7 protein-coding genes are annotated in these 13,729 nt (G+C 32.4%); 6 read left to right on the forward strand and 1 reads right to left on the reverse strand.

The genetic code is table 11. The features are described from left to right. Positions 1–460: 460 nt before the first annotated feature. A complete protein-coding gene (locus V7056_RS02630) occupies positions 461–631 on the reverse strand; it encodes a tyrosine-type recombinase/integrase (protein WP_499699030.1) in 171 nt (56 codons plus the stop codon). A 279-nt stretch (positions 632–910) separates the two neighbouring features. Here V7056_RS02630 and V7056_RS02635 point away from each other — a divergent pair, with 279 nt between their 5' ends. From V7056_RS02635 to V7056_RS02660, 6 genes are all read left to right on the forward strand, one after another. Further along, positions 911–1,117, forward strand: coding sequence for a spore germination protein (locus tag V7056_RS02635; protein WP_499699017.1), 207 nt, complete (start codon positions 911–913; stop codon positions 1,115–1,117). A 344-nt stretch (positions 1,118–1,461) separates the two neighbouring features. Further along, the gene (locus V7056_RS02640; RefSeq protein WP_499699020.1) at positions 1,462–2,703 is read left to right on the forward strand and encodes a helix-turn-helix domain-containing protein; all 1,242 of its coding nucleotides are present in this window, start codon (positions 1,462–1,464) and stop codon (positions 2,701–2,703) included. Between the two features lie 239 nt (positions 2,704–2,942). Further along, positions 2,943–7,106: a S8 family serine peptidase gene (locus tag V7056_RS02645; RefSeq protein ID WP_499699022.1), complete on the forward strand. Its 4,164-nt coding sequence runs from the start codon at positions 2,943–2,945 to the stop codon at positions 7,104–7,106. 394 nt (positions 7,107–7,500) lie between these two features. After that, positions 7,501–11,634 carry a S8 family serine peptidase gene (locus tag V7056_RS02650; protein ID WP_499699024.1) on the forward strand — a complete coding sequence of 1,378 codons (4,134 nt, stop codon included), beginning with the start codon at positions 7,501–7,503 and terminating at the stop codon, positions 11,632–11,634. 199 nt (positions 11,635–11,833) lie between these two features. Beyond that, positions 11,834–12,733 (forward strand): LysR family transcriptional regulator, encoded by a 900-nt coding sequence (locus V7056_RS02655; RefSeq protein WP_499699026.1) that lies wholly within the window; start codon positions 11,834–11,836, stop codon positions 12,731–12,733. Positions 12,734–13,063: 330 nt separating this feature from the next. Further along, on the forward strand, positions 13,064–13,663 hold the full coding sequence (locus V7056_RS02660; RefSeq protein WP_499699028.1) for a hypothetical protein: 600 nt from the start codon (positions 13,064–13,066) through the stop codon (positions 13,661–13,663). The last annotated feature ends 66 nt before the right edge of the window (positions 13,664–13,729 follow it).

Raw genomic sequence — 13,729 nt, forward strand, 5'->3', positions numbered from 1 at the left:
ATTATGTCAAATATTAGCATGCATTTACACTATACCAGCTAACAGGGTGTCAATATTTTTCAATAAATATCTTAATAGTCACATTCTATATTAATGTGCATGCCAAAATAGCCTTCCATCACCATATTGAAAGGTTTTGTTATTACTTTGTAATTTTGGTATTTTAAGGTTATATATCCAATGCTCAAACCTACCTAAGTGTATCAGAGGTTTGGGCTTTTTTCTTGTTTTTTGTTAATTTTATTGCTCCAGTTTGTTAAGTTACTTTTCAGGTAATAAGATATTTAAGTTTGAAAAATCATTCATATTGTGAATATTTACACTTAAACTAAATGGCAGTATAGTTTAAGTGAAAAGATTCACAAATAGGTGCGTATTTTAATAGTGCAAACCTAAATTCATCCACTTTAGGTCCTATTTTAAAAGAATTTACTATAATGCTCGTGACGTTGTTTTCCACTTAGTTCGGCATAAATACGTGTTGTTTCAATTTTTGACCTAATAAACTTTGGATTACTTCAAGAGGAGCACCATTATCCATTAAATGAGTTGCATAACTGTGTCTAAGTTGATGTGGTGAAATTTCTTTATTAAACTCGGAACGTAAAGAAACATTTTTAATGATATATATGTGTTTGTGCGATACTTAATCTATGTGGGGCTCTATCTGTTACAAATAATGCGGCATCTTCGCCTTTTGGAAATTTGGAATCCTTTACTTTAGTTAGATTGAACCACAGAGTGGTTACACCTATATTTAGTTATTTTGTATTGTACCGTTCATGACACTATGTACCATATTCAGCACTCAATAATGCCTCTTATAAATTTTCAAAATTTTTCGCTCTCATTCCTACCACAAATCCACGATTCTTACAATATTCCAAAACAAGTTTAGAAGATCGTATATTTGCTATTAGGTTTCTTTTTTGGTTTAAAAGGGATGATCATAGGTTTAATTTTATTATTCATTTATATGGCATCACTAAAATCACTCGTTGTCCCATATTTAGCACCGTTAATTCCATTTCATCCTAAAGAATGGAAGGACGCTTTTATCCGTGGTGATTTGCGAAAATTAATCAATAGCAAACATACATATCCTCATAAAAAGTGATAATAAGAGTACATAAATGTAAGTAATATAAATTTATAAACTAGGCATTTTCCGTAAAGGGAAGTGCTTTTTTTATTAGTTGTTGTTCGCTACTCTCTTTTCATTTATTGGAAATATAAGATTTTCTAATTTAAATATGATGATTTCTAATTTTATTAGAAAATTCTGATTACATATAATGAATTAATAAACGCAGAAAGGAAGAGGACTAAGGCGGTAATAGAAAGGTAGTTTTTACATGCCATTCTATAAGAGTAAATCGCTTCATCAAGGTGTAATTTTATTTTTATCATTTTATTAAATAGAACAATTCCTCATCATGTTGATTCACTAGGAGGCTTAAGATGTTAGTAGGAGAAATTATCAAATATTATCGTGAGAAAAAAGGAATCAGTCAATCAAAATTAGGAGAAGGTATTTGTTCTAAAGCATATCTTAGTAGATTCGAAGGAGGAAAAGTTGCTTTTTCACCTGATACTATTTCCAAATTATCAGAACGGTTAAGTATCAATATAAATAAAGAAATTGAATCATTACAACAGATCGATAATCGTTTAAAAGAATGGGATCATTCAATGATTATGCAAAATTCAATCAAAATGAAAGAAATAAAAATGGAATTAGAAAAAATGCCATTAATCAATTCTACTAAACATGCGGCGTACTATCTTTTATTAACTGCAAGATACTATCTTTACCAGAAAATGTTACCGGAAACCAAAAATACGATTGAATACGTAGAAAATAATTATCCAGCTTTATCTAATTATGAAAGAAATTTATTACTGCATATTAAAGGGATGTATTGTCTTAACACATTTAGAACGACTGAAAGTGAAGGGTCTTTAACTGCAGTTAAAATACTAAAGCAAATTAATATAGAAGAATACAATAATGAAGAATTTTACTATCACTTAGCACTTGCGTATCACTATGCAAATGCAAAAGTACAGGCCTATTCTAATGCAGAACTTGCACTTCAATTTTTCAATAAGACTTATAACTATGTAAATGCGATTAATGCTCAAACATTAATGTTAATGCAATTTGAAAGTGGTAATGATATTGATTTTTTAGGGTTGATTAATAAGTATAAGGATTTAATTCATACTTCTGAGGTTGTTGGTGCTTATGAAAACCAATTAGTACTTTTAAATAATATAGGGGAAGAGTTCTATAAGAAAAAGGATTATAAACAGGCTGCACAGTTTTTTGAGCAATCACTAATTTTGACAAATAATGCTTCAATAGATTACTTGCGTCGATACTATCATTATGTTGAAGCTTGTACGGAAGGGAATATTTTAGAGAATAAGAAACTAATTGAAAAAATTGATAAAGGGATCAAATTAGCTGGAAAACAATGTCCGATATTAAGAACTTTATTTACACTTTTATCATTGAAGTGTAAAAACAATCTAAATCATTATATTGATTTTTTAGCGGAGGTAGCTTTGCCTCAGTTTAAATCTACTAATAATGATACTTATTATGAACAATATGGAAAAAAATTATATCGACACTATATTGAGGTAAAACAGTATAAAAAGGCTGTAGAATTGGCTCAAAACTTAAAACAATATTAAAGTATTTCAATCTTTAATTGTGGAAACCTTATGAATTTGAGTTTATAAACTTTTGGCGAGAAGTTTGTCGGAATGTGGTGGGGAAAACGGTCGTAATTGAATTGTTTGGGCTAGTATAACCCGATTGTTTAAAAACTGAATATTATTAATAATTAAATTGTTAGATGAGTTTATCTGATAAATGTCAATATCGTACTACATTACAGTGAGTAACTTTTTAGAGATCTAGGAGGAAGAAAATGGTGAAAAAGACGGAGAAAAGGTTTTTAAAAAGCTTTACAGTTTTAGCTTTAACATCAAGTTTTATTCTTGGTTCACTTGGACAAGTATCAGATGCTACAAAAGCTGCTAGTCCAAAGAATGCTGAAAATATTTTAGCGAATTTATCAACAGAGCAGAGAGCTGCACTGAATCAGCTTTCAACAAATGAAGAAACAGGTCTTCAAATTTCTTCGGACATTGATTTAAACACGTCAAACCAAACAAATGTCATTGTTGAGTTTGCAAATAAACCTGCGAAGGTCGCACATCTTGAAGCGAGTGTTGAAGGGAAATCTGTCACTGAAAATGAAGCAGCAAAATTAGTCGATGAAGACCACGACACTTTTGCACAAGATGTAGAAAAGTTACTGGTAGATGATCATAGTAAAAAAATTAATTATGTAATGAATCGTTCATATAAACATGCATTTAATGGTGTTTCTATTACACTACCAGCAAATCAAATTAAGAATCTATTAAAATCAAAAGCTGTTAAAACAATTTGGAGTAACGAAAAATTTTCAATTGACCCTCCTAAGAAAAATGATCAACTAAAAGCCGATGAAGCGAATGTTGCGAACTATACACCTTATGATGCTTTAGATCGTTTGCATGAAGAAGGCTTTACAGGGAAAGGAATTAAAGTTGGAATTCTTGATACAGGTATGGATTATAATCACCCTGACTTAAAAGATGCATATAAAGGTGGATATGATTTCGTAAACAATGATCAGGATCCAATGGAAACAACCTTTGAAGACTGGAAAAAATCAGGGCATCCGGAATTTAATGGCAATGCTTACTATACTGAGCATGGTACACATGTAGCAGGAATAATTGGTGGTCGTGGAAAAGCAGATAGTGAATATAAGACGATAGGCGCTGCACCTGAAGCCGATCTTTATGCTTACCGGGTATTAGGACCATATGGTGGTGGAACGACTGATGCGATTATTGCCGGAATTGATCGTGCAGTGAAGGATGGCATGGATGTAATTAATATGTCATTAGGAGCTACTATCAATGATCCTCTTTACGCTACTTCTATTGCAGTTAACAATGCGGTTTTAAGTGGTGTTACGACTGTCGTTGCAGCAGGTAATAGCGGTGACAAAATGTATACTTTAGGAACACCTGGTGCTGCAGCTTTAGCATTAACAGTAGGTGCATCATCAATTGCACTTGATGTTTATCAATATGCAGGAGTGCAAGACGGTAAAAACTATTCGACTAGACAATTAGCAAGAAACTATAAAGATGATTTAACTCAACTAAAAGGAAAAACATATCAGCTTGTTGATGTTGGACTAGCTAATCCAGCTGACTTTAATGGCAAAGATGTCAATGGAAAAATTGCCTTTATCAAACGTGGTAATTTTGCATTAATTGATAAAATAAAAAATGCAAAAGCAAATGGTGCAGTCGGTGTACTAATGTATAACGATGAAGCAAACAAGGCAGAAGGTGCGATTCAATCATTTTTAGGTGAGTCAGTTGATGCAATTCCTGCATTCTCAGTTTCAAATGATGAAGGAAATTCAATTTTAGCAGCGATTAAAGCTGGAAAAACTGACTTTACATTTGGTGACTTTACGAAATTACAAACAGTTGGTGATGAACTTGCCACATTTAGTTCAAGAGGCCCATCTCGTGTAAATTATGATATGAAGCCAGAAGTAACAGCTCCAGGTGTGTCCATCCTTTCAACTGTTCCATTTTACATAAACGACAAAAGTGTAGATGGTACGAAACCAGAGGATTACAAGTATGGATATGCTAGATTATCAGGAACTTCTATGGCAACGCCTTATGTAGCGGGTGTCTCAGCACTACTAAAACAATCGAACAAAGATTTAGAACCTGCTGATATCAAATCAATTTTAATGAATACTGCAGACCCATTATCAAAAGATTACAGTGTATACGAAGTAGGTAGCGGTCGAGTAGATGCATTTGAAGCAATTCACTCAAACGTTGAAATACAAGTAGTTGATAAAACGCCAATGATTAATAATGGTAAACAGAAAAACATTGCAGAATTGACAGGTGGAATGAGCTTTGGATCATTTGGATTTGATGATCAAGATTTAACTGATTCTAAAAATGTAATGTTAAAAAATCGAAGTGAAAAAGAAAAAACATTTAATGTAGATATAAAATTCCAAACTGAACTAAGAGGCTCTAAGGATGCTGCTCAAAACAATGTAACATTAACTGGTCCATCATCAGTTAAATTAAAAGGAGTTAGTCAAAAATCTATCAAGTTCAACTTAAACATTCCTAAAACAGCTGAAAAAGGGACGTATGAGGGATATATTACTTTCATAAATACTGCTGATCCAACTGAAACATATCAAATTCCATTTGGTGGTCGCGTAGTAAATGAAGGAATTGAGTCTTTTAAAGCCTTACCAATGTATTCAACTGATACAGCTTGGCCAGCAACTGCGTGGCCGTTCCTATCATTTGAATTCAATTTAAAATCACATATGAAGACATTAGATATTATCTTACAAGATCCTTCAACTGGTGAAGACATTGGATTTGTTGGCTCATTTACACCAATCATGATCAATGAAAATTTTACTTATTATGTTACAAGAGGATTTACTACATTTTACTATCCATTTACTGGTGATTCAAAAAAACCGATTAGTAGTGAACCAAAAATCGCAAAAACAGGTCACTATAAGTTAAAGTTGGTTGGTACAAATGAACAAGGTAAGACGTTTACAAAGACTTCTGATTTCATCTATGAACTCGGAGCACCAAAGATGACTTCAAGCTTTGATTCACTAGATCAAAAAGTAATTGAATATAAAGATAGTCAGTTTAATTCAAAAGGCGAATTTTTATATGACTTTAACATTAATTTACATGATCCTGAAACCGAAGAAGCAAGTCGTCTAGGACTACCAGTAGATCAATCAAATAATGCTGTTGTTTCATTTTATGATAGTCCGTTTCCAGCAAATCCAATTAATACAGACCAAAATGGAAACTATAATGATCAAATTTTAGTTAAAAAGCGACCAACACCTTTACAAGTTCAGTTTTATGGAAAGGACTATGCGTCAAACTTTATTGGAAATGCATTTAATATGTTAAGAGTTGTATTTGTGGATCAAAATTTACCTTACTATTATTTAAAGGCAAATAAAGAAAGCATCACACAAGGAGACACAGTTAACTTTAGTGTTCGATCAAATAACGTAAAAAATTTAAAAACTAGTAAAATTACAATACCAGTTACTACTGACTATGCATCAATTGAAAATATAGTTGTAAGTGATGCAGTAAAGCAGTTTGGCGACGCAAAAGTTTCTGTGGCTGCTGTTCAAACAAGTACGTATAATACTAACTATACAATTACCTTTTCATATTTAGGGGAGAAAGCTTTACCAGAAGATTTACAGTTGTTTAATTTCGACTTGAAAACCACTAAAAATAAATATAATAATGGACTTTGGGCTACACCTTACAATTGGTATACTATGACTTCATCTACAATTGATCAATCAAATGTTGAGACAAATAATGTTTATTCATATATGGAAAGCATTAAAATTAATACGGATTATTCCTTTGTACAGGGATCTGTACAAGTAGAAGGTGCAAAAGATTCTACTGGTCAACCAAATTATTCAATAGATCTAAGTAAAATTGGTGCAAAAGTATCTGTTACATCTTATGATGGAAAAACAACAGTTGACGCGCCAATATTAACTAAATATGGTCAGTATAGCGCAGATGGTTTTAAAGCAGAAGTAAATCCTTATACAGTAACTGTCGATGTACCTGGTCATTTTACAATGAACAAACAATTTGTTTTAGCAGATGAAGTTCGTGGAGAAATTGTTGGAAAGAGACTATCTTGGAACCTATCAGTTGCTGCAGCTGGTGATGTAAATAAAGATAATGTAATCGACGTATTAGATGCATTAGCAGTACAAACTTATTGGGGTACAAATAAAGCATCTGCAGATTTCAACTTTGATAAAGTAGTAGATAAAAAGGATATGGATTATATTGTCAAAAACTTTGGATTACAAAATCCAACTGTTACAGATGCGCCAAAAGCGAAATCGTCTTATAAGGGAGTTAGTTTGGACGGTGTTTTAGGTCAGTTAGGATTAAAATAAACAAATAACGAAGAGAAGCTGAATGACAGCTTCTCTTTTTTACTTTATTAATTTCTCTGGTTATTCGGTCTAAATTGTTAGAAACGACAAAAAAATTTCCAATTTTTGAGAGAACTAGGTAACGATCCTTTAATAAATTCTAAAATGAATAGATTGTTTATAAACTTTAGATAAGAAATATGTCGAAATCTGTAAGTAGAATTAGAAAAACATTGATGTAATAGGCTTTATATAACCCGATTGATAGTTTTTAGAATATTTTTAATAATTAGTGATAGAAAGGGACTTTTAATGTTGATGGATTTTAGAATAAGAAAGCTAGTATTCTAGATTCAAAATTCCTCTACCATTAAAAACTTCACTTTAAGAATTATACAAAATGGGGGAAGAGAGTATGTTGAAAAGAACAAGTAATCGTAAACTTGTAAAAAGTCTTTCTGTTGCAGTTTTATCATCTAGTTTTATTTTAGGGTCGTTAGGTAATGTATCCAATGTCTCAAAAGCGGAGAATTTTGCAAAAGCAGAAACGATTTTGGCTAATCTAACTCCAGATCAAAGACAGGCGCTACAAAAATTATCTAATACAGACCAGACGGGGCTGTTTTTAGATACTAACGTTAATTTAGAAAGCGAAGAAAGTGTATCGGTTATTGTTTCATTTAAACAAAAACCTAAAAAAATCGCTGTCCTAGAAGCTGCATTTCAAGGTAAATTATTATCTGAAGAACAAGCAAAAAGTAACGCAGATGCAGATCATGAGACATTTAAATCTGATTTAAACTCACTATTTAAAACGAAATCAGATGGTTCATATAAAGTAAAACATGAATATAAGCATGCATTTAACGGAGTTGCTTTGGAAATACCTGCAAATAAGCTGAAGAATTTAATGAAATCAGCTGCGGTACATGCAATTTATAGCGACTCAGTTATACAATCAGAAACGCCAGTAGAAGGAACAGAATCAACAGCTAAATCAACTGGAAAAGGTATGGCAGATGAGCGAACGTTTCTTCAAATAGATAAATTGCACGAGGAAGGATTCACAGGTAAAGGAGTGAAGGTGGCAGTTCTTGATACCGGTATTGATTACAATCATCCTGATCTAAAAGCAGCCTTTAAAGGCGGATACGATTTCGTAAATGATGACAATGACCCGATGGAAACGACTTATGATGATTGGGTAAAAGCTGGGAAACCAGGCGGCACTTCAGGAGCAGCATCTTACGTTACAGCACATGGAACTCACGTATCTGGTACGATTGTTGGACAAGGTGAAAATGAAAGTGAATATGCTACAACTGGAATAGCACCAGATGCAGAACTACATGTATATCGCGTGCTTGGCCCAAGAGGAAGTGGAACTTCTGATGATATCATTGCTGGGATTGATCGAGCAGTTGCTGATGGCATGGATGTTATGAATCTATCATTAGGGGTTAACTATAATAATCCAATGATCGCTGAGAGTATTGCGATTAATAATGCGGTATTAAGTGGTGTAACATCAGTTGTCTCTGCAGGTAATTCAGGAAATAAAATGTATACGTTAGGTTCTCCTGGTACTGCTGCTTTAGCATTAACAGTAGGTGCAAGCGATGTACCGATTAAAACGGCATCAGCTAAAGGCTCTATTGGAGAGGCAGTTGCTAATTTAAGATTAATGGCAAGTGGATACGGAGAGGATCTTACAAAATTTAAAGGACAAACATTACCTGTTGTAGATGTGAATCTCGGTGAAGCATATTCTGGAAAAGATGTAAAAGGCAAAATTGTGTTGATGAGTAGAGGAACATATACATTGGATTCAAAAATTGCAGTTGCAAAGTCGCAGGGAGCTGCTGCAGTTCTTCTGTATAATGATAATGCAACAGAAGGTCATATTCCGACTTATTTAGGAGAAGGGTTAAACTTCATTCCATCTTTCTCATTATCGAATGCAGAGGGACTAGCACTAAAACAAAAACTACAAGCAGGTTCTGTTAACTTTACGTTTACAGAAATGGGTGAAGTAAAAACACAAGGAGATTCGTTAGCAGACTTTAGTTCACGAGGACCTTCAAGATTGAATTATGATATTAAACCAGAAATTACGGCACCAGGTGTAAGCGTATTATCAACTGTTCCGAGTTATATAAATACACCAAACAATCCAACAGATTATAATCTTGCTTATCAGCGTATGTCAGGAACATCAATGGCTGCACCATTTACAACCGGTGTTGCAGCATTATTAAAACAAGCTCAGCCTGATTTACAGCCAGAGGATGTAAAAGCAATATTAATGAATACAGCTGATTCACTTAGTAAACCGTACAGCGTTTTTGAACAAGGTGCTGGACGTATTGACCCATATAATGCAATTCATTCAACTATCGAAATCAAGGTAAAAGATAAAACGCCAATGATTGTTAATGGAAAAGAAAAACAACTTAGTGAAGAAACAGGTGCACTTAGCTATGGTAATGTTGCTTATGATGGCAAAGACTTCTCAGACTCAAGAGCAATTACTTTATTGAACAGAGGAGAAGAAACGAAAACATTTGATGTGGAAGTAAACTTCCAAACCAATTTACGTGGTTCAAAGGATGCAGCTGCAAACGGTGTAACTGTACAAGCTCCTTCCTCAGTTACTTTAAAAGGAATTAGCCAAAAGAAAATGAATATTTCCTTAAACATTCCTAAAACAGCGGAAAAAGGAATATATGAAGGATATGTGGTGTATACAAACAAAGATAATCCATCTGAAACGTATCGAGTACCATTTGGTGTACACTTTGTTGAACAAGGGTTCCAGGAAATGACTCTTGATCGACAAGCTATGTCTAATGATCGAAATAATTTAAACAACCCATTATTTTATCCTTATGTAGTGGCTAAATTCTCATTAAAATCTCATATGAGAAATATCGATGTTGTTTATACTGATGCAGTAACTGGTAAGGATTTAGGTTTAGCGAATACATTCGATGGTACTGCTTTTGATGAAGGTGTGGGGTACAATATTGCAGCAACTTTAGGAGCATACTATCCATTTACAAACGACGATAACAATCCGGTTAGTAAGATACCAGTTTTAGCTGAAGAAGGTTTTTATAAGCTTAAACTAATTGGTTATGATGACGAGGGTAAAGCATATACAATCTCTCAAGATCTATTAGTTGATAATACAATGCCAAATTTATTTGATGTGCAAATAGATGGGGAAAAAGAAGGTAATCCATTTATTGAGTATAAAGAAGGCCAAAAAACAGTTGGAATGAATGCTTCAATCAATGACAAATCTGTTGAATTGATGAAAGCAGCTGGACTAAAGATTGATCAATCAAAAAATCAAATTGGTTATTTCTATCATAGCCCATGGTTAACTGGTAGACTTCCATTAGATGAAAATGGAAAAATGAAGGATGAAATCGAAATGGCTCCAAGTATACCATTTCTAAATGTTCGATTTGTTGGAGCAGACCAAGCAACGAATGCTTTTGGTGAAAAGCAATACTTTTTCGTTAAAGAAGGAACACCTTATGTTTACGGTCAACCAAACGGGTCTACAAGATTAAGTAGAATGGTTACTCGCCCGGGCGATACAAGAACGATTACACTTACTGCTAATAATGTGAGCAAGTTAAAGCAGGCAGGTTACAGCTTTACAACAAAAACTGCTGATACTGAAATCGTAAATATTGCATTAAATCCTGCGGCCGGGAAACTTGGTGGACAATTAAACGTTACAACAACAAATCCATCCAGTACGTCTGTTAAATCTGATATTAATGTCACATTTGATGGTTCATCTGAAGTATCTGGTGATGTACCGATGGTTGATGTAACATTTAAAATTTCAGAATCAATCGGTCTTTCATTCTCAAGCTTTAATACTGTATCTTCAACTTTTACAGGTGTAGACAATTCGGTAACAAAACCATTTACTTTTATTGTTCCGATAATTGTTCTGTCAGATATCTCAGGAGTTACTAGTTACATTCACCCAGAAAGCTTCCAAAATGCAGATGGTACATTGAAACAGATTGATTTTACAAAAATTGGAGCAAATGTAAAAATTGTAGATAGTAATGGAAAATCATATTCTGGATTAATGGATACGCGAGGACAATTTTTTGCAACTGGATTACCAGTCACTAAAGATGAATTTACAGTAATAACAGATGTTCCCGGTCACTTTACTACTAGTGGTAAATTCGACAGAGTATATAAAATGTTGGACGATACTATGTATGGACTTAATGTCAGGATCGGAACTGAATCAGTTTCTGTAGGAAAAGCTGGTGATGTAAATAAAGATCATGTAATTGATATAAATGACGCATTAGCAATTCAAACGTACTGGGGAACAAATAAGCGTTCAGCTGATATCAATTTTGATGGGACAGTTGATGCAAAAGACTTCATTTATGTAGAGAAGAATTTCTTATTGCAAAACCCAGAGGTAGATAATGCTCCAAAACCAGTTAATCGAAATAAAGGTAAGACGCTTGAGGATATTAAGAATGAGTTAGGCATACAGTAAATGTGATTTAAGTTTTAATGTTTCAAAGTTTGGAAATTCTAATTTAATACAGTAGGATCATAAAAATGCATTTTCCTAATTGGGAAAATGCATTTTTTATCATTATGTTTAAATGCTTTTCTTACAATTTGGATTTTGATACTTTCAATCATTGAAATATTTATAGTATACTAATAAACGCTAACAAAAGGAGAAAAATATGAACATCGAAAAATTAGAATATCTTGTTGAGGTCGCAAAAACAGGTTCCTTCTCGGTTGCTTCACAAAATCTTTTTGTAAGTCAATCGGCTATTAGTCAATCGATTGTTAGTATTGAGAAACAATTAGGTTTAACACTATTCAAACGATCAAGAGGTAATAGTGCCATTCCAACAAATGAAGGAGCAGAGATTATTTCAATTGCGAATGAGGTATTTTTAAAATATCAAGAGCTTATCGAAAAAGCGCAATTATTAAATAGTAATGTGACTGGTAACTTAAAAATATCAACAGTTCCAGGGTTTATTGCACCACTTCTAAGCCCAATTTCGGCTATTAAAAAAGACCATCCTATGGCCAATATTGAAATCTATCAAAAGCCTGGCCAAGAAATTATAAATGATATAAGAGAGAATCGAAGTGATATCGGTATATTACCTTATATTAAACATTTACTAGAAAAAAATGATGATATAGTTTATCAAAAATTGTTTGAAGGAAAAATGAAGTTATTAGTAAGCAAGGAGTCTTCATTAGCAAAACAATCATTTGTTACGCCAAAACAAATTGTTAATGAAACACTTATTTCTTATAAGGGTGAATTCATTCAATCGTTTAAACATAATTTCTTTCAGAAATTTGGCGTTATGAATGAATTATTTTCATCTACAAATATTGAAACAATCTGGAAAGCAATCGATGAAAATCTAGGTGTCTTATTTATTCCAGATTTTTATGGGGTTGACTACAAGTTTAGCGAAAATGTTGCCATATTAGATATCGTAGATTATGACGCCACACATATTCAATATGGATGGATTATGTCTAGTAAAAAGCACTTTTCAAGAATAATTAGAGACTATATAACGATATTAAAAGAAGAATTACAATTAAAATGATTTTTAAAGGTGGATGAAATTTTCATCCACTTTTTTTATTTATTTAATGTTCATGGAATTTAACATTCTAGGTTAACGAACAGTTCAAAAAGACGATATGACCTTGTTTAAGTATTTAAAAAGGTCATATCAGCTTTTTAATAATTGTATTGTAAAGTTGGTAAAGGTAAAAAACTAAAAAGTATATAATGTAAATTCAATTTCAGAATTTAAAGGATTTTTAGACGAGCAGCGAAAAAAATTGATGATTCGTTAAACTTACTTAGAAGTTTGTTACCTATAATAGAAGACAAACATTACAATCAAGGCATAAATAATGAAATGCAAAAAGTGAGAAAAGATCAAGAAGTACTTGATGGGAAATTAAATAAGGTCTTAGTAAAGAATGAGATTATAGACACAATGTTATACAAATTAGATAGTGAATATGGTAAAGAGGCAACAGATTTTTTAAATAGTGATAAAAGTACAATTCAGACATATTATAGATATTTAAATCCAACACCATCTCAATTTAATAATTTATATTTTGATGTTGTTAATAATGAAGAACTTTACATAAAAATAAAAGAGGAAACAAATATATCTAATGAAGACGTATCATATTATGCAAATGCTAATATGGTATTAAGTTCAGGACAGTTGAACGTACTAGCTTTATCAATTTTTATTGCAACCAATGAAGCACAGAGCTGTAGTTATTTTGATTTTATAGCAATTGACGATCCAATACAAAATATGGATGATATCAATAGGTTTTCTATTTGTGATGTTTTAAGTCAACTAACTAGACAATTAATCTTTTCAACACATGACCAAGAATTTTTGAGTTTATTTCTAAAGAAAAATGAACATCAGATAGATAAAATCACTCTTTATGCTCTAAACTCAGAAGACAATCAATATCTTCCTTTAAAACTAATTAATTGATTATAATCAGTTTTAAAAAAAAATTTAATTCATCTCGAAAACAAGTCCACTCATTTTGATCAATAA

The sequence above is a fragment of the Bacillus sp. JJ664 genome (genome assembly GCF_036962205.1).
GTDB lineage: Bacteria > Bacillota > Bacilli > Bacillales > Bacillaceae_G > Gottfriedia.

Bases quoted from the DNA above. Each gene is read 5' to 3' on its own strand.
- V7056_RS02640 (WP_499699020.1), top strand. From the start codon at position 1,462: ATGTTAGTAGGAGAAATTATCAAATATTATCGTGAGAAAAAAGGAATC.
- V7056_RS02645 (WP_499699022.1), top strand. From the start codon at position 2,943: ATGGTGAAAAAGACGGAGAAAAGGTTTTTAAAAAGCTTTACAGTTTTA.
- V7056_RS02650 (WP_499699024.1), top strand. From the start codon at position 7,501: ATGTTGAAAAGAACAAGTAATCGTAAACTTGTAAAAAGTCTTTCTGTT.
- V7056_RS02655 (WP_499699026.1), top strand. From the start codon at position 11,834: ATGAACATCGAAAAATTAGAATATCTTGTTGAGGTCGCAAAAACAGGT.